18 protein-coding genes are annotated in these 16,338 nt (G+C 47.5%); 9 read left to right on the forward strand and 9 right to left on the reverse strand.

Features of this window, described 5'->3' with window-relative positions; all coding sequences use genetic code 11:
• Window positions 1-14: 14 nt before the first annotated feature.
• Window positions 15-854: a CPBP family intramembrane glutamic endopeptidase gene (locus tag BIT28_RS23550; protein WP_245823856.1), complete on the reverse strand. Its 840-nt coding sequence runs from the start codon at window positions 852-854 to the stop codon at window positions 15-17.
• Between the two features lie 117 nt (window positions 855-971).
• Here BIT28_RS23550 and cobU point away from each other — a divergent pair, with 117 nt between their 5' ends.
• The 3 genes from cobU to BIT28_RS23565 are packed head-to-tail and all read left to right on the forward strand — an operon-like array spanning window position 972 to window position 3,654.
• The gene (gene cobU / locus BIT28_RS23555; RefSeq protein ID WP_075767396.1) at window positions 972-1,529 is read left to right on the forward strand and encodes a bifunctional adenosylcobinamide kinase/adenosylcobinamide-phosphate guanylyltransferase; all 558 of its coding nucleotides are present in this window, start codon (window positions 972-974) and stop codon (window positions 1,527-1,529) included.
• A 9-nt stretch (window positions 1,530-1,538) separates the two neighbouring features.
• Window positions 1,539-2,162 (forward strand): histidine phosphatase family protein, encoded by a 624-nt coding sequence (locus tag BIT28_RS23560; RefSeq protein ID WP_075767397.1) that lies wholly within the window; start codon window positions 1,539-1,541, stop codon window positions 2,160-2,162.
• A 10-nt stretch (window positions 2,163-2,172) separates the two neighbouring features.
• Window positions 2,173-3,654 (forward strand): cobyric acid synthase, encoded by a 1,482-nt coding sequence (locus BIT28_RS23565; RefSeq protein ID WP_075767398.1) that lies wholly within the window; start codon window positions 2,173-2,175, stop codon window positions 3,652-3,654.
• Between the two features lie 107 nt (window positions 3,655-3,761).
• On the opposite strand, the gene BIT28_RS23570 is transcribed toward BIT28_RS23565, so the two are convergent.
• The 4 genes from BIT28_RS23570 to BIT28_RS23585 all read right to left on the reverse strand — a co-directional run bounded on the left by BIT28_RS23570 (window position 3,762) and on the right by BIT28_RS23585 (window position 7,121).
• A complete protein-coding gene (locus tag BIT28_RS23570) occupies window positions 3,762-4,676 on the reverse strand; it encodes an amino acid ABC transporter permease (RefSeq protein ID WP_075767399.1) in 915 nt (304 codons plus the stop codon).
• A 3-nt stretch (window positions 4,677-4,679) separates the two neighbouring features.
• Window positions 4,680-5,489 (reverse strand): transporter substrate-binding domain-containing protein, encoded by an 810-nt coding sequence (locus tag BIT28_RS23575; protein ID WP_075767400.1) that lies wholly within the window; start codon window positions 5,487-5,489, stop codon window positions 4,680-4,682.
• Window positions 5,490-5,528: 39 nt separating this feature from the next.
• Complete coding sequence (locus tag BIT28_RS23580; RefSeq protein ID WP_245823857.1) at window positions 5,529-6,281, reverse strand: amino acid ABC transporter permease; 753 nt, start codon at window positions 6,279-6,281, stop codon at window positions 5,529-5,531.
• 81 nt (window positions 6,282-6,362) lie between these two features.
• Entirely contained in the window at window positions 6,363-7,121 is a 759-nt protein-coding gene (locus BIT28_RS23585; RefSeq protein WP_075767402.1) for an amino acid ABC transporter ATP-binding protein, read from the reverse strand.
• A gap of 331 nt (window positions 7,122-7,452) precedes the next feature.
• Here BIT28_RS23585 and aroG point away from each other — a divergent pair, with 331 nt between their 5' ends.
• Window positions 7,453-8,505 (forward strand): 3-deoxy-7-phosphoheptulonate synthase AroG, encoded by a 1,053-nt coding sequence (gene aroG, locus BIT28_RS23590; RefSeq protein ID WP_175577599.1) that lies wholly within the window; start codon window positions 7,453-7,455, stop codon window positions 8,503-8,505.
• A gap of 75 nt (window positions 8,506-8,580) precedes the next feature.
• Here aroG and BIT28_RS23595 read toward each other — a convergent pair whose 3' ends face one another.
• Window positions 8,581-9,099 (reverse strand): DUF4136 domain-containing protein, encoded by a 519-nt coding sequence (locus BIT28_RS23595; protein WP_075767404.1) that lies wholly within the window; start codon window positions 9,097-9,099, stop codon window positions 8,581-8,583.
• Between the two features lie 147 nt (window positions 9,100-9,246).
• On the opposite strand from BIT28_RS23595, the gene BIT28_RS23600 reads away from it, so the two are divergent.
• Together BIT28_RS23600 and arsB are read left to right on the forward strand one after the other, a co-directional pair.
• A complete protein-coding gene (locus BIT28_RS23600; RefSeq protein WP_075767405.1) occupies window positions 9,247-9,555 on the forward strand; it encodes an ArsR/SmtB family transcription factor in 309 nt (102 codons plus the stop codon).
• 89 nt (window positions 9,556-9,644) lie between these two features.
• On the forward strand, window positions 9,645-10,685 hold the full coding sequence (gene arsB, locus BIT28_RS23605) for an ACR3 family arsenite efflux transporter (RefSeq protein ID WP_075767406.1): 1,041 nt from the start codon (window positions 9,645-9,647) through the stop codon (window positions 10,683-10,685).
• A gap of 99 nt (window positions 10,686-10,784) precedes the next feature.
• Here the strand turns inward: arsB and BIT28_RS23610 are convergent, their stop codons facing one another.
• Window positions 10,785-10,970: a hypothetical protein gene (locus BIT28_RS23610; protein WP_075767407.1), complete on the reverse strand. Its 186-nt coding sequence runs from the start codon at window positions 10,968-10,970 to the stop codon at window positions 10,785-10,787.
• 164 nt (window positions 10,971-11,134) lie between these two features.
• Window positions 11,135-12,112, reverse strand: coding sequence for a zinc-dependent alcohol dehydrogenase family protein (locus tag BIT28_RS23615; protein WP_075767408.1), 978 nt, complete (start codon window positions 12,110-12,112; stop codon window positions 11,135-11,137).
• Between the two features lie 147 nt (window positions 12,113-12,259).
• Between BIT28_RS23615 and BIT28_RS23620 the strand changes: the two genes are divergently transcribed.
• Together BIT28_RS23620 and BIT28_RS23625 are read left to right on the forward strand one after the other, a co-directional pair.
• Window positions 12,260-13,138, forward strand: a complete 879-nt coding sequence (locus tag BIT28_RS23620) for a LysR family transcriptional regulator (RefSeq protein WP_075767409.1) — start codon at window positions 12,260-12,262, stop codon at window positions 13,136-13,138.
• Between the two features lie 105 nt (window positions 13,139-13,243).
• Window positions 13,244-13,738: a hypothetical protein gene (locus BIT28_RS23625; RefSeq protein WP_075767410.1), complete on the forward strand. Its 495-nt coding sequence runs from the start codon at window positions 13,244-13,246 to the stop codon at window positions 13,736-13,738.
• On the opposite strand, the gene BIT28_RS23630 is transcribed toward BIT28_RS23625, so the two are convergent.
• Window positions 13,731-15,137 (reverse strand): hypothetical protein, encoded by a 1,407-nt coding sequence (locus BIT28_RS23630; RefSeq protein WP_075767411.1) that lies wholly within the window; start codon window positions 15,135-15,137, stop codon window positions 13,731-13,733. The two genes, BIT28_RS23625 and BIT28_RS23630, sit on opposite strands and share 8 nt — an antisense overlap.
• Before the next feature lie 248 nt (window positions 15,138-15,385).
• Here BIT28_RS23630 and BIT28_RS23635 point away from each other — a divergent pair, with 248 nt between their 5' ends.
• Window positions 15,386-16,192, forward strand: a complete 807-nt coding sequence (locus BIT28_RS23635) for a crotonase/enoyl-CoA hydratase family protein (RefSeq protein ID WP_075767412.1) — start codon at window positions 15,386-15,388, stop codon at window positions 16,190-16,192.
• The last annotated feature ends 146 nt before the right edge of the window (window positions 16,193-16,338 follow it).

Genomic DNA, 16,338 nt, shown 5'->3' on the forward strand with positions numbered 1-16,338 from the left:
TCGTTCATATTCAACTATTTCCCTAGCGGATAAGTGAAGAACACCAGATGAAAAAGGTTAAATCCGAAATGTACTCCAACCGCCATACTTAAACGCCCCGTCCAGTGATAGGTCAGGCCGTAGAGAGCACCGGCAAAGCCTGCAACCAGAATAAACAAAGGGCCACCAGCAAAATGTGCAAGACCAAAGAGCATGCTAGCAACACTGATACCGATCCAGTGGTTAAACCGCTGAGTCAGCAGGTTTTGTACATAACCTCTAAATAATGTCTCTTCGGCAACACAGGTGAGTAACAGGTTATTGAAGGCAAATACCCATATCCACTCGGGAAATGAAAACTCGGGTCTGACGAGCATTAACAGGGCTGCTAGTGTTGGTGTCAGAACAAACAGGCCAGCCAATACTGCTACTTTGGATAGCGAGATTTCTCTGTGCTGGCCTAGCATGCCCGGAACAAGCAGAAATAAACCGAAGATAATAAGTGGCTTATCAAGGTTAAGATACATAGTAAACGGGATACTGTCAGGGCCGCTGACTACCTTATCGAGGATAAGAAGGTTGCCGAAGCCGGGAACAAGATGAAGCGCCAGGGCCGTGCCCCAGAGTATTACCCCAAAGTGTGCCAAAGCAAGCCATTTACCTGCCAGATTTTTAGAAAAGGCAGCAATCCCCAAACCGATAAGTGAGAATATTGCAGCAACAGGTGTCAGCCGTTCAAGCCAGAAGGCCAACGAGAGCGCGATTGCGAGAAAAAATGGCCAATACCGGGTGTTGTTAATAAATAGGCCGGTAATGCTGCATGCCAGCAGTAACCAGACGAGGCCGTCGGGAATCATTTGTGATGTATCGAACATAAAATCGGCTTGCCATTATAGTGGCAGTAGCAATGAAAGTGTTTAGATAGTAATGCTTTAGTGAGTGCCATACAATGGATAGTATTGTGGATTGAAAAGCGGTTTGTAAGTGGAGTGATGACGGGATTTATCGGAACAGAACTGATACTCGGTGGGGCAAGATCGGGTAAAAGCAGCCTTGCCGAAACGTTGGCAACTGAATCTGAACTGAAGGTGGTTTACATTGCAACAGCTACTGCCGGAGATGATGAAATGGCAGCCCGTATTGCCCGCCATAGAACGCAACGACCACAGCACTGGCTGCTGGTTGAAGAGCCGAGAGATCTGGCCGCAGTGATCCGGGAGTACAGCAAACCCGGCTATTGCCTGCTTATCGACTGCCTTACCTTATGGCTGACCAACTGTTTGTTTGATCCGGAGGCGGACCAATATCCCTGGCAGCAAAGAAAGCAGGAGTTTCTCCAGGCGCTTAATGAAGCGCAAGGCCGAATCATTCTAGTCAGTAATGAAGTTGGTCAGGGGGTGGTGCCAATGGGTGAGGTTTCGCGTCTGTTTGTTGATGAAAGCGGGTGGCTGCACCAGGCAATTGCCAAACAGGCTGAGCGGGTTGTCTTTGTAACCGCGGGTATTCCTCAGGTGCTGAAAGGGCCGGGCTTATTACCAAGCGAGGGCTAGGGAGGGAAAATGAACCAGACTTCAACAACACGTATCGACATTCTGCGCCATGGCTTACCAGAAGGTGATGGCTGTTTACGGGGACACACAGATTTTCCCATCACAACAGAAGGCTTGGCTCAAATGCATGCTGCCGTTGAAGGGCTGCATGATGTGGAGCAGGTTCTTTCATCACCCTTGCAGCGTTGTCATGATTTTGCCAAACAGTTTGCTGCGAATCTTGCTCTGCCGCTCGAACAATGTCCTGACTGGAAAGAGATGAACTTTGGCCGTTGGGATGGCCAAAGTCGTGACAGCTTGTGGCAAACAGAGCGAGAGCTGTTGAGCAGTTATTGGAAAGATCCCTGGCAGTCAACTCCCCATGGTGGTGAGACATTACAGGAGTTTGACAGCCGGGTAGTAAAAGCCTGGCAACTCTTGTTAAACCGTTATCAGGGCAAACGTATCTTGCTGGTCACCCATGGAGGTGTGATGAAGCAACTCCTTCGTATTTTGCTTGATATGCCAGAGAGTGCCAGCTATCTGCAACGAATCGATTTACCTTATGCGGCACGTTACCGTGTCACCGTCTATCGTGACAAAAATGGAGAGTATTGGCCTCAAGTGCAATGGCCGGTGCAACAGCAATATTAGTGAGAAGAAAATGCAACTAACGACTCAGGCACTTATGGTGCAGGGAACGACATCTGATGCCGGTAAAAGTGTGCTGGCAGCAGGCCTGTGCCGGGTACTGGCAAGAAAAGGTATCAAGGTCGCCCCTTTTAAATCACAGAATATGGCGCTTAACAGTGCCGTGACCAAAGATGGTGGTGAAATTGGCCGGGCGCAGGCTGTTCAGGCTCAGGCTTGCTGCATTGAACCGACCGTTCACATGAATCCGGTATTGTTAAAACCTAATACAGATATCGGCGCTCAGGTTATTGTGCAGGGCAAAGCCCTGGCTGATATGGACGCTGTTGGTTACCACGGCTATAAAAAAGTGGTGATGGGGCCGGTGATGGAGTCATTTGGCTTGTTGCAGTCAGAGTTCCAGACCGTGATTGTCGAAGGTGCCGGGAGCCCGGCTGAAATTAACCTGCGTGAAAATGATGTGGCCAATATGGGTTTTGCCGAAAAGGCGGATATCCCGGTTATCATCATTGCTGATATTGACCGTGGCGGGGTTTTTGCTCATCTGTATGGCACACTTGTGCTGTTGTCAGAGTCTGAGCAGGCCCGCGTTAAAGGATTTGTTATCAACCGCTTCCGAGGAGATATCAAGCTTCTTGAGTCAGGGCTTGACTGGCTGGAAGAAAAAACAGGCAAACCTGTTTTGGGTGTGCTGCCATATCTGCACGGGTTGATGCTGGAAGCTGAAGATGCGATTAACGTACAGCAGGTTGAGGCCGCCGAGCAGCAAATGAAGGTTGTTGTCCCTGTACTCACTCGAGTAAGCAACCATACAGACTTCGATCCGCTTCGTATGCATCCCCAGGTTAACCTGCAGTTTGTCGGCAAGGGTGAGCTAATGCCTCCGGCCGATCTTATTATTCTACCAGGCACAAAGAGTGTTCGAAGCGACTTGGCTTTCCTTCGCCAACAGGGCTGGGATAAACAGATAGCCCGTCATGTTCGCCTGGGCGGTAAATTGATGGGGATTTGTGGTGGTTACCAGATGCTTGGTGAACACATTGCCGATCCTCATGGTATCGAAGGCGAGGCAGGCGAGAGTCAGGCGTTAGGATATTTACAAACTGCCACTGTATTAGAACCGGAAAAGCAGCTTAAGCAAACAACTGGTCAACTACAACTGCCGGGACAGGAGCCTGTTGCCGTGCGTGGTTATGAGATCCATGCAGGTGTGACGCAAGGGGTAAGCGCCGATGCGCCGGTGCAGCTAGTTGATGGGCCGGATGGTCAACTGGGTATCGACAATCAGGTGTTTGGTACCTATCTCCATGGCATTTTTGAGCAGAAAGAAGCCTGCGGCGCCATACTGCGCTGGGCTGGCCTAGAGGCAACCCAAACACCCGATTTTGATCTGATGCGGGAGCAAGGGATCGATCGCGTTGCCGATACGATTGAACAATATATGGACCTTGCCAAGCTTTGGCCTGAGTGGGCAGATAAGTTTATAACGGAGTAATTCTGCATAGCCTAAGCGTCTGTTCATCTTTGAATGATATTCAGCAAAAAGCCCTTGAAGATTAGTTTTCTCAAGGGCTTTTTTATTAGTAATGCTGTTGGGGCTGATTAGCGTTGTTTGTGCTTTAATGTGTGCGCTTCGAGTTTACTGAAGAGTAAGGACATGCCGAGGCAAAGGAATAAGTAACCCGCACCGACCAAAAGCCAAATCTCAAAAATTAAGCCTGACGAGTTGGCAATTTCACTACCAACAAAGGTCAGTTCCTGAATTGATATCAGAGAGATAATGGATGAGTCTTTGACCAGGGAGATAAATTGCCCGGCCAGAGGCGGAACGATACCAGACAGCGCTTGCGGAAAAATGACGTCACGGAAGCGGTGCCAGCGAGAAAGTCCAAGCGAATCGGCGGCTTCCCATTGTCCTTTGGCGATTGCATCAATGCCAGATCGAACTATTTCGGCAATGTAGGCAGCAGCGATCAGCCCGACACAAAGAACGCCTGAAAACAGGTTTTCCCATAGTCTGGCAGGGCCGAACAGAAACTGTTGCAGGCTGTTAATCTCTCCGCTCTGATGGCGAAGTACTGATTCAAGGCCAAGCGCAGGGACTAGTTGGCTGGAAATGAAAAAGTAGAAGATAAACACAAACACCAGAGGTGGAATGTTGCGTACCAGCTGGATATAAGCCTGGGACGGCAGCCTCAGAATCATCAACGGAGAGCGACGGGCTAGCCCCAGTATCAGGCCAAGTATACCGGCAAACAGCATTCCCCATAGGCTCAGTCTAATGGTGGCGATAAATCCTTGGATGAAATAGGGCAGATCGCCATTTTTCCCGCTGGACAGAATGAGGTTAAAGGCTTTGTCCCAGTTCCACTGATAGTGAATACCGGCCGATGACCGGTACCATAACCAGCCGATGAAACTACCGACGATCACGATTAACAGCAGATCCAGTGTGTTCAACCGGGTCAGATTCGGGAGAGAGCCTCCCGACAGTTTGTTTGCTTTACCCTGTGACAAACGTTATTGCCCTTCTGCAATTTGGTTTTGCCAGTCAAGCGTGGTGAACCAGTAGTCATGACGCTCTTTTAGCCAGCCATCTTCGGTACGAAGTAAGATCCAGTTGTTGAAGAAGTTCAACAGGTCGAATTCGCCATGGCGAATCGCAAAAGCTTCAGACCCTCTGCTAAGGCGTTCAGAAAGGGGGATATAGAGCTTGTCTTTGTATTGAATCGACATCTGCTCAGGTTTCGGCGACGAGGCGAGCACGGCGTGGGCATTGCCGTTCAGTACTTCCTGAAACGCCTGGGCATCATCGTCAAATTGACGTAGCTTGGCTTTCGGAAAGTATTTCTTGGCTGTCTGTACCGTGAAAGCGCCGCGACGCACTGCAAGGGTTACACTGCGTTTGTTGTAGTCCGCAATAGCCGTTTTGTCTGCCGCTTTCTCTTTGTGCGCAGCCAATTGGACTCCTGAGTGGGCGTATGGCGAAGTAAACAGAACACTCATGTTACGTGCCGGGGTAATCGACATACCGCCGATGATGACATCGAATTTACCGGCAAGCAGTGCCGGAATGATGCCGTCCCAGGCGGTAGGAATGAACTCTACCTTAAGGCCCGCATCTTCTGCCAGTCTGCGGGCGACATCCACCTCAAATCCGACGAGCTCACCTTGTTTATCTCGCATTGCCCATGGCACGAAAGTGGACAAGCCCACACGCAGCGTACCGCGTTCTTTGATTTCTACCAGCGTACTTTTATCTGCCGCGAACGCAGAGGAGCCCGCTAGTAATAAAAATACAGCAATGCATGCTGTTATCAGACGTTTCATGCTTCCTTTCTCCAATTGTTGTAATAGTTGATAGCAAAATTAGTGCTCAGGGACATTGAGCCTGTGTTCAAGCCAGGCGGCAAAGCCGGATAGCACTAAGGTGACGCATAGGTAAATGCCGGCGACAGAGAACCATACTTCAAACGGCATAGCGGTATCGGCGACGATGTTCCTTCCTTCTGTCGTGAGGTCAAAAATCGCCATCACACTGACAATCGATGAGTTTTTAACAAGAGACACCGCCTCATTGGTCAGCTGTGGCAGGATCTTTTTGATAACCTGAGGAAGGATGACAAAGCGATAGCTATCGCTGTATGACAGTCCTAGGCTCTGGCTGGCTTCAAATTGCCCCTTGGCTATGCTGTTCAGACCGGCACGGAAAATTTCTGCGGTATAGGCCCCCTGAAATAGAGACAGAGCCAGAACGGCGGTGGTAAAGCGCTCCAGTCCGAGTACCGGGCCGAACACGAAGTACAGCAGGTAAATCTGTACAAGGAGCGGAGTATTCCGGATGAGCTCGATATACCCGCGCGCCAGTCCGCGGCCGATAATGGAATCAGACATCCTAAGCAGCGCCGTTGCCAGTCCGACAGCCAAGGTGCATACAAGGCTGACTGTTGATATTTTCAGCGTGACTAATAGTCCTTCCAGTAATTCTGCAGGAAACCATTCGCCATCTTCAACGAACCACAGGTACTGAGGAATACGATACCACTGCCAGCGGTAGTTCATTGCCTCGGCCCCGCTATTAAGCAGCCAGTACAGGCCCAGACCAACTAGTGCTACCTGCAAAAAGCCAGATAACACCGGTTTTAGGATTTTATACCCATAGCTCGCGGGCGCAGTCGGGGTGTTTGGATTCAAGTTCAAGGCTTAATAACTCAGTATCTGTTCAAGGAATTGTTGGGTACGAGCCTGGCAAGGTGTATCAAATAATTGGGCTGGTGGGGCGACTTCAACAATCTCGCCCTCGTCCATAAAGACAACGCGGTCGGCGACTTGTCTTGCAAAGCCCATTTCATGGGTGACACAGACCATGGTGATTCCTTCTGTGGCCAGCTCTTTCATGACATCGAGCACTTCTCTGATCATTTCCGGGTCAAGTGCCGAAGTTGGCTCATCAAACAGCAAAATATCAGGCTTCATACACAGCGAACGGGCAATAGCCACACGTTGTTGCTGGCCACCGGAGAGTTGGGCCGGATACTTATTGGCCTGGTGACCGATATGCACACGATCAAGGTATTCCCGTGCGAGCTTTTCGGCATCGGGTCGGGACATTTTAAGGGTACGTCGTGGCGCCAGGGTCAGGTTATCGAGCACAGTCATATGCGGGAACAGATTAAAGTGCTGGAATACCATACCGACCTGACCGCGGATGGATTTTAAATGTTTATTATTTAGTGGCTGGCCTGCAACCAGCAGTTCGCCAGTGTTGTATTGCTCGAGTCCGTTGATGCAGCGGATCAGGGTCGATTTTCCCGAGCCGGACGGGCCGCAAATCACCAGGCGCTCACCACGTTCAATAGTCAGGTTAATATTCTTGAGGGCATGGAAATCGCCATACCATTTATCGACGTTTCGAAATGAAACGACTGTATTATCAGGCACCGTAGCGACCTCGAAAATCATAAGTTGTTGTTCATATGCTATTGCTTTTACAAATTATTTTCAAAGTGATAGCACTCAAAAGGCAAAATAAGCTGTTTCATTGAAATACCTTTGCTTGAATTTTGAGCAGGTGTGCGGTGGTAAAAATTCGGCAGGGATAAATTTCGTAGCAATATTGTGCTATCCCATCTCGATAGAGCGAGAAATGTGTAATTTAATTTCAAATAGCGTTTGCACTACCGCTGTTAAGGCGATAAGTTAAAGTCAATGGGATGTGAGATTTACTGTCAACGATCTCTGTACATCTAAGTTTACACGTTGACAGGTGATAGTAATACGGGAAGTAATGAGCATGCATAAAACAGATGACGTACGCATTCGCGAGATTAAAGAACTTTTACCACCAGTTGCAGTATTGGAGCGTTTTCCGGCAACTGAAAATGCATCTGAAACGGTGTTTCAGGCACGTCAGTCGATCCACAATATCTTGAATGACGAAGATGATCGTTTACTTGTCATCGTAGGCCCTTGTTCGATTCATGATACAGAAGCTGCACTTGAGTATGGTAAGAAGCTCAAATCGCTCCGAGAAGAGCTAAAAGGCGAGTTGGAAGTGGTCATGCGTGTGTATTTTGAAAAGCCGCGTACTACAGTTGGCTGGAAGGGGCTGATCAATGACCCGTTTATGGATGGAAGCTTTCAGCTAAACGACGGTCTGCGTATCGGACGTAAACTGTTGCTTGATTTGACTGATATGGGAGTACCGACCGCCGGTGAATTCCTGGATATGATCACTCCACAGTACATGGGCGATCTGATCAGCTGGGGTGCAATCGGGGCGCGGACTACCGAATCACAGGTTCACCGTGAGTTGGCTTCAGGCTTGTCTTGTCCGGTTGGTTTCAAGAACGGTACTGACGGTAACATCAAAATTGCTACTGACGCGATTGGTTCATCAAGTGCGCCTCATCACTTCCTGTCAGTAACCAAGTACGGCCATTCCGCCATTGTATCAACGGCGGGCAATGAAGACTGTCATATCATTCTTCGTGGCGGTAAAGAGCCGAACTACAGTGCTGAGCATGTTAATGCGATCACTGATCAGCTAGATAAAGCAGGTTTGCGCCAGAAAGTGATGATCGATTTCAGCCATGCTAACAGTTTGAAGCAGTTCCAGCGTCAGCTGGTGGTTTCTGAAGATGTGGGCAGTCAGATTGCTGATGGCAATGATGCTATTTTCGGCGTTATGATTGAAAGTCATCTGGTCGAAGGACGTCAGGATATTGTCGACGGTAAAGTCGCTACCTATGGTCAGAGCATTACCGATGCATGCATTGGCTGGGCTGATACGGAAAAAGTGCTTCGCCAACTGGCAAGTGATGTCAGCAAGCGCCGCCAGAAGTAATCAATAACTGAATTGAGAATAACAAAGGCCTGATAGACAATCAGGCCTTTTGCGTTAGGGGTTATATGTCGATAATCACTGAGGCGGATAGTTTTTAAACATCTCGACAACTTGCTCGTCTATAAATTCATCCCTCGATTTTGATGTCATTGTTTCCGTGAGTTTGCGCTGTGATATCGAGCGCCAGACAATTTTATTGTTGTCATTATCGATCAGTTCGACGACTAATTTGCCATACCGGTATTCGCGATACTGCGATGGGCTTGTATAGGCCACTCCGACGTTTCGGTGTCTGTAACCAAAGCCGAGAGTGGTACCGTAAGAGCGGAAATCAGATTGTTGCTGTATGTAGTGCTTAACGGTGAGATCGGCTGCGTTGGGTTCAGCGGTAAGTCCTTTGTTATCAAGCTGCGCAGTGATGGCATTTTCGACTCGTGAGGAGTCCAGGGTGATCACCGTGTTAGCAGGAGAAGAGGCAAACTGATAGGTTTTGAATTGGTAGTAGTTAACTTGGGCATCATAGTCAGTGGCGACATCGGCGCTGCAACCAACTATGGCGACGCTGATCAAGATTGGACGAAAAAAAGGCAACATCGCTAGTATCCTTTGATAACGCTACATCACCAATTATAGCAAAGCCGATCTTGCCAACTGGCTGGGGTATCTGTTTGAAAATTAGATTGACAGTGGCTTGTCTTATTCCTATCATCGTCATTCGACGATGAACGAAAGGTGTGAAAAATGGCTTGTGTCACGGTATTGGACGGTATTGAAATCGATGAAACAAAAGAGCTTGCCTTGGCAAGTTTGTCGAAAGCATTGTCGCACCCGGCCCGAGTTCGAATTCTGAGGATCCTGACCCGGCAGCAAGGTTGCTTGAACAGCGATCTTGTCGGTGAACTGGGTTTGGCACAGTCGACTGTTTCTGAACACCTGCGGATTTTGAAGGCTGCCGGTCTGGTGATTGCAGAGCCGAAGCCGCCAAGAACCTGTTTTACGGTAAACCAGGAAAAGCTAGAAGAATTTCGAGAGTTGCTGTCGTATTTATAGCAACTTGTACAGAGGTTGGCCATCACGAATGGCCTTTTTTAAACAACAATATATCGTCAATCGACGATTAACTATGCGAGTGTAAATGCATGGGTATTTTTGAACGTTTTCTAAGTATATGGGTCGGGCTCGGCATGCTAGCGGGCTTGGTGGGTGGTTCGCTGTTCCCTGGCGTTTTTTCTTTTTTGGGCGGATTACAGTATGCCCAGATCAATTTGGTCATTGCGGTTCTGATTTGGTTGATGATCTACCCGATGATGATGCAGGTTGATTTTAAATCGGTTCGTGATATACACCGTCGGCCAAAAGGGCTGATCATTACTATTGCGGTGAACTGGTTGATCAAGCCTTTCACTATGGCTTTGCTTGCTATGTTGTTCATGCGTTATGTATTTGGTGACTGGATTTCGCCATCATTAGGTGAAGAGTACATTGCTGGTATGATCTTGCTTGGTGTAGCGCCTTGTACCGCGATGGTGTTTGTCTGGAGCCAGCTAACGAAAGGTGATGCAAACTATACGGTTGCCCAGGTAGCGATTAATGATTTGATCATGGTAGTTGCTTTTGCACCGATTGCTGCATTCTTGCTAGGAGTAACCGATGTCACTGTTCCTTGGGATACATTATTGCTGTCGGTAAGTTTGTTTGTAGTTATTCCGCTAGTTGCCGGTGCATTAACGCGTCAGTTTGTTCGCAACAAGTCTAAATTGGATAAGCTTTCTGCAACAATGAAGCCGCTTTCAATTATGGGCTTGGTGGGTACGGTTATCCTGCTGTTTGGTTTTCAGGCGCAGACAATTCTAGATAACCCGGTTGATATTGTATTGATTGCAATTCCATTACTCATCCAGACATACCTTATTTTCGCGGTGACTTACGTTTGGATGAAGAAGTGGAAACAACCACATTGTGTTGCTGCTCCAGGTAGTATGATTGGTGCGTCTAACTTCTTTGAGTTGGCAGTTGCAGTGGCTATTAGTTTGTTTGGTATTCACTCGGGGGCGGCGCTGGCTACTGTTGTGGGTGTGCTTGTCGAGGTGCCTGTAATGCTATCGCTGGTGGCTTATGCCAATAGAACAAAGAGCCATTTTGCATCTGACATGGACCTGAGCGGTGAAGCCAGTTCATAAACCTTACTGGCATTAACTTAGCGTTAATTTAGCAATATTATTGTAGTTCTATTATCCAAGACCTCTTATTCCAGATAAGAGGTCTTTTATTATGTCTGGTTATTTTCTTTGCAACCTGAAACCGTCGTTGAATTCAATAGAGCGAACTTCACGGATCCGGATATCGTGGAGCACTTTATTGCTGTGGGGGAATTGGCAATAAATCGCGAATTCTTTATGCAATCCGTTATCAACAAACGCATCTAAAATATCTTTAGTGTCTGCGATGAGTACTTTGTCTTCCATTTTACCGGCCCAGCTGTTGCACTTAAATTCAGTGTAGGGAGCTTGGAAGAGAAGAAATGTGTTAACTCTGAGACGTCTGAAAGACGGTACTGAAAATTACAGTTACCTAAGTTGGCATACAAGAAGGCTGACATACAAGTATGACAGCCTTTCGGATACTGAGCTTACGCCGTTAGTACAATTTTGCCGACAGCCTGGCCAGATTCCAGACGTTGATGGGCTGCTGATACCTCCCAGATTGAATGGTGTGAGTCATCGATCAGTGGTTTGATTGCTCCGTTATCAACCAGTGTTGCAATTTGAGCAAGGATCTCGCCATGTGAGCAGCGGTTCAGGCCGTGTACCAAAGGGATTAGCATGAGCACACTGTGAAAGCTCAAGCTTTTAAGAGCAACGTGCAGCACGTCATTAATTGGCAACGTGGTGGCAACTGAACCATTATATCGGGCGGCCTCGAAGCTGCGTTGAATATTCTCGCCGGCAATTGTGTCAAAAACAGCATCAAATCCATTGCCGCCAGTATATTGGGAGACGTAGCTTTGCACATCTTGCTCCGTCACGTTCACCAAGTTATCGGCCCCCAATGTTGCTGCCGTTTCAAGGTTGCGCGGTAATGTTGTGGCGGTAACCGTTGCACCAAGGTGCTTGGCTAGCTGAATAGCAATATGCCCGACACCGCCTGTAGCACCATGGATAAGCACGTTTTCTCCCGGCTGAACTTTTAGCTTATCGACCAGGGCTTCCCAGGCAGTAATAGATACCAGTGGAAGTGCAGCCGCTTCACGCATGCTTAGGGAGGATGGTTTCAGCGCCATTAAATCAGCATCAACTAGCATGAACTCGGCAAGGGCGCCGTCTGTTCCAGCAATGCCGCCGGCACAGCCATAGACTTCGTCACCGACCGTGAAGTTTGTTACGCTGTCACCCACCTCCACAACAACACCAGCGACATCACCATGTAATATTTCCGGTAGGTTTGCAGACCAAGGAGTCTCGGCTGAGCGCAACATGGTATCAAGTGGGTTAACACTCGTTGCCTTTACTGCAATAACCATATGTCCCGTCTTGGCCTGTGGTTTCTCCCGTTCAACCTGCTGAAAAACATCGCTGTTACCCAGGGATTTAATGGCCATTGCTTTCATAATGCGTTCCTTTTGAAACCTAGTGTTTAAGTGGTTGTCATCATAATTATTGCCCTTATGGCTAACAATATGGCAGCGGTAAATACACTTTTGTCTTTTGTGCAAAGGTGGTTTAATGTACTGAAAGCTAGAATATCAAGGTTCGATATGATCACCCGATTGCAATATTTCAACTGCGTGGTAGAAACAGGCAGTATTTCAGAGGCCAGCCGAGTTTTCGATGTGCAACCTTCATCGATATCTCGCCAAATAGCAACGTTGGAGCAAGAGCTTGGTGTGAGGTTGCTAAATCGTACCACCCGTAACCTGGGGCTCACCGAGGCAGGACAGCGTTACTATGACTATTCGCAGCGTATCGTTGCCGAGCTTGATGAGGCGAAGCGGGCCGTTAACGATTTACAGCAAAGTCCGAAAGGACGGCTGAGAGTCAGTATGACGGTTGGATTTGGTGAGTCTGTCATCTTGCCACTGATACCAGACTTCCTGGCTATGTATCCAGATATTGATGTTGATCTGGAACTCACAGAGCGGGTAGTTGATTTGGTTGAAGAAAATACAGATGTGGCCATACGCAGCGGCCGCTTGCCAGATTCAACCATGATAGCCAAAAAGCTGCTAGCCAATAATTTCTTGTTATGTGCCAGTCCGGAGTATCTGGCAAAGCGAGGAACACCTGACTCACCCCAGTCGCTCAGTAATCATCAGTGTATTCGATATGGTTATGCGGGATGGCGTGAGTGGTATTGGATGGAAGCGCCCATCAAGCGGCTCGATATTGGCAGTGCCATTACGGTAAATACGGTGAACGGACAAAAGCAGTTGTTGCTCAGTCATGCCGGTCTCGCGTTGATGCCTTTATGGGCCGTACAAAAGGAGCTGCAAAGTGGTGAGCTGATTAACGTGCTGCCACAACACACCTTCAGTCCCTATGAAGTACTGAGCTCTACCTATGCCATTTACCTAAAGCGTGAGCTGGTGTCTCCAAAAATTCGGGTGTTTCTCGATTATTTTAGCCGCCATATCTGATGGTGCAGGATTCAGTATTTCGGTGCCTTTGGGTATATGCTTAGTAACATGCTTGCGTGAAGATAGACGATGGCATGATGAGATGGCGTAGGGGTATTGCTGAATATGAGTAAAACCAAGATCTTGTTTGTTTTTGCATGTGTATTTACGGCATCGTGTATAAGTGATCTTTATTCGAAGCCTACCGCCAACACCTCTGATGATATTTCAACAATCTCTGAGCAGTTTGTGAAAGCGACCCGCGGGGGCGTATTGGATGTAACAGCTGTTATCCCCGGTAAAATATACCATCCGCGTGATGGTTACATTAGCTATGAACGGTTTTGGTGTATTGATGAAGAAAAAGGATCTGTGGAAGAATATATCGAGTTAATGGCACAGGTCTGTAAATTGAAAGATGGTGTTTTCAAAGGGGAGTGGTGTGTGTCGCTGAATCATCACCTTCCTTTGTTTAGTGCCACGATCGAGCAGAACGGCACCACGTGTACAGGCGGAGATCTCACAACCATTATTCACAATAGGGAGCCGATTTCTTCAGCAACAGCCAGTGAGTGGTTGATAACCGCCGAAGCCTTTGGTTTCGAACGGGAGGCTAAATAGCCCAATGTTGCTTTAGCTTACCACTTACCACATCGATTAGCGACTGAGTGCTGAGTGACAATCCAGCACTGTCTTGATTAATGATTTTCGGGTGTTGGTCATGTTTTGTCAGGTCGTAGCTAAGAAATTGTTTGATATCGTTGAAATAGAAAATTACACCTGTGGCGTCACTTTTATTCGGAATCGAGAAATACCCAGATGAAGAGACATTAAAGGAAAGCTCGTATGGATACTGGCGGATGATCTTTTCGGCATACGCATGGGTAAATCGCTGTTTGATATCCGCTGACTGATAAAGGTTTGCGAAGGGCTCAAGGGGAGAAACAGATAAGTTGAGCTTGCGAATAAAGGCCTCGGATTGTGTGTCAATGCGCAGGTGTTCATCGAGAAAAGCTAAGCTGAGTACTTCGTCTCGTTGTTGCTCGATATGGGCCAGCTCTTGTTGGTAGCGGTGAAGCAGCAATGCCGATTCACGTTCGTTGATATAAGTTTTTTCTCTTAGTGCCCGTCGGGCCTGCGCAAGTTGGTAGTTTAGATTCTTGGGAAAATGTTGTGTGTTATTTGCCGTATCAAAATAGCCATTGAGCTTGGTCATCGCATGCCATATATCAGCTGCATAGCTATCAATCACTTTCGATGCCTTGTCTTTCAAAGAGTCAGGAAAGGGTGCTAGCAACTGATCACGGTTAATGTATACACAGTTCGTTGTGACTGTTGTCAGTAGCTCTGACATCCCATGATATTGACGACAAATGTCATGCGGCCGGTTGTCAAAACTGAAACTGAGTTCATCTATTAGCTTGATGCTGGAATCATGGTTATTGATGGTGCGCTGTAATGCTTGACGAAATGCTGCTGAGAGTTGGTTATATCGACTAGATTGAGATTTTACCTTTGCTTCAAGTGAGTTAACTCTCTCTTGATAAGTGATCTCAGACGTTTTTAAAAAGTGAATCTTATTGCTTAGTTCATATATTGAATGGCGATAGTTCTTGAGATCTTTGTCGATTTGCCGCTGCATTCCTACTGCTATTGCGTCAACGTTATTGAGGTAACTGAGATAACGTTCCTTGGATTTATCCAGAGCGGTGATGAATGAAGCCGCTTCAGGTAGGCTTGTTTTCTTGAACATAGCCTTTAACTCGGCGAGATCACCAAGAAAGTTAGCGTGTTGCAACCAATGATGTTCGAACAGGTGAGAGGAAAGCGTATGAATATGAGTGTATTCATCAGGAACCGATAATGGGCTGTGCTGCTTTGTTACGACAAGACCTGAAATAGCAACTTCTCGATTGTATGGATTAATGCTCAATGAACTAAGATCGAGTTGGTTTTCAGTTTTGCATGCCGCCAGACCGTAAACAGCAGTGACTACGCATAACTTTTCAATAACATTCATATTTACTGAAACCTTGCTGCCTTTCTTCTTGTTTTTGGAAGAGTGTACCGAGAAAATATCAATATGCAATTGATTTATATCGTTGTTTTAAAGGGTGAACAACAATCGCCCAATATGCTGTTGTTTCTGGTATAACTCGACTCGGAGAAATAAATCTTGTCAATGGCATCAGTTATTCCGCTTAAAAGTTAGCCTTTTGTTTTCTTTGTGTTAAGTTTAACTGGACGGACCAGATAAGGGTATTATTCATGAATTGGAACAAATTGGAAGTGACGGAAGAGCAGGGCATTGTGACGGTGGCCTTAAATCGGCCGGAAAAGTTGAATGCGCTGGATATGGAGATGTTTCGTGAACTGGATTCGGTCAGTAAGCAGCTGAGAAAGAGAAAAGATATACGCGCCGTGATCCTGACCGGTAACGGAGGAAGCTTTAGTAGCGGGCTGGATATAAAAAGTGTCGCGACTTCGAAAAGCAAGGCTTTGCGATTATTGGCAAAAATTTTGCCGGGGAATGCCAACCTTGCACAAAGGGTCTCTCGGAATTGGCGTCAGATCCCTGTTCCGGTTATTGCAGTTATAGAAGGACGCTGTTACGGCGGTGGACTGCAAATTGTGATGGGGGCGGATTTCAGGTTTGTAACTCCCGACAGCGAGCTCTCTATTATGGAAGTCCGCTGGGGGTTGGTTCCGGACATGGCTGGATTACTGTCGTTAAGAGAGGTGGTGCCTAAAGATGTTGCGATGCGACTTACTATGACTGGTGAGATTGTCTCTGGTGAACAAGCGCAACAACTGTCATTAGTCACCGATGTCAGCGATGATCCGATGGCGGCGGCCAAGGCTTTTTGTCGCCAGATCTCGCAAGCATCCCCGGATGCACTGGCAGCCATTAAGCATACAATGAACCGCTGCTGGACTGGCAGTGAGCGCAACCTGTTGGCAAGAGAAACGTTTAGCCAAATACGACTGTTACTTGGGCGTAATTTCTTTATTGCCGGAAAGCGCCAGCGCTCCAAGAACAACATAGATTACCAGCATCGCCAATCGTTTTGGTAAGCCAGGTCAAAGCGGGGAGCTACTTGATATTGAAGCCATTCTAACCGTTACTGTCCTTGAATTGAGCTCGCTGGCCTCACTCTGAATCCTGCATCTTGAGGTAGCTTGGGTATATACCCAGGCTCCTTGAAGTAGTTCGGGTATAA

The sequence above is a fragment of the Photobacterium proteolyticum genome, from assembly GCF_001939735.1.
In the GTDB taxonomy this organism is placed as follows: domain Bacteria; phylum Pseudomonadota; class Gammaproteobacteria; order Enterobacterales; family Vibrionaceae; genus Photobacterium; species Photobacterium proteolyticum.

Coding starts and splice junctions, on each gene's coding strand:
- BIT28_RS23600 (WP_075767405.1), top strand. CDS start 9,247: ATGGCTTGTGTCACGGTATTGGACGGTATTGAAATCGATGAAACAAAA.
- aroG (WP_175577599.1), top strand. CDS start 7,453: ATGCATAAAACAGATGACGTACGCATTCGCGAGATTAAAGAACTTTTA.
- BIT28_RS23610 (WP_075767407.1), bottom strand. CDS start 10,970: ATGGAAGACAAAGTACTCATCGCAGACACTAAAGATATTTTAGATGCG.
- arsB (WP_075767406.1), top strand. CDS start 9,645: ATGGGTATTTTTGAACGTTTTCTAAGTATATGGGTCGGGCTCGGCATG.
- cobU (WP_075767396.1), top strand. CDS start 972: ATGACGGGATTTATCGGAACAGAACTGATACTCGGTGGGGCAAGATCG.
- BIT28_RS23635 (WP_075767412.1), top strand. CDS start 15,386: ATGAATTGGAACAAATTGGAAGTGACGGAAGAGCAGGGCATTGTGACG.
- BIT28_RS23565 (WP_075767398.1), top strand. CDS start 2,173: ATGCAACTAACGACTCAGGCACTTATGGTGCAGGGAACGACATCTGAT.
- BIT28_RS23550 (WP_245823856.1), bottom strand. CDS start 854: ATGTTCGATACATCACAAATGATTCCCGACGGCCTCGTCTGGTTACTG.
- BIT28_RS23615 (WP_075767408.1), bottom strand. CDS start 12,112: ATGAAAGCAATGGCCATTAAATCCCTGGGTAACAGCGATGTTTTTCAG.
- BIT28_RS23585 (WP_075767402.1), bottom strand. CDS start 7,121: ATGATTTTCGAGGTCGCTACGGTGCCTGATAATACAGTCGTTTCATTT.
- BIT28_RS23595 (WP_075767404.1), bottom strand. CDS start 9,099: ATGTTGCCTTTTTTTCGTCCAATCTTGATCAGCGTCGCCATAGTTGGT.
- BIT28_RS23620 (WP_075767409.1), top strand. CDS start 12,260: ATGATCACCCGATTGCAATATTTCAACTGCGTGGTAGAAACAGGCAGT.
- BIT28_RS23575 (WP_075767400.1), bottom strand. CDS start 5,489: ATGAAACGTCTGATAACAGCATGCATTGCTGTATTTTTATTACTAGCG.
- BIT28_RS23625 (WP_075767410.1), top strand. CDS start 13,244: ATGAGTAAAACCAAGATCTTGTTTGTTTTTGCATGTGTATTTACGGCA.
- BIT28_RS23560 (WP_075767397.1), top strand. CDS start 1,539: ATGAACCAGACTTCAACAACACGTATCGACATTCTGCGCCATGGCTTA.
- BIT28_RS23630 (WP_075767411.1), bottom strand. CDS start 15,137: ATGAATGTTATTGAAAAGTTATGCGTAGTCACTGCTGTTTACGGTCTG.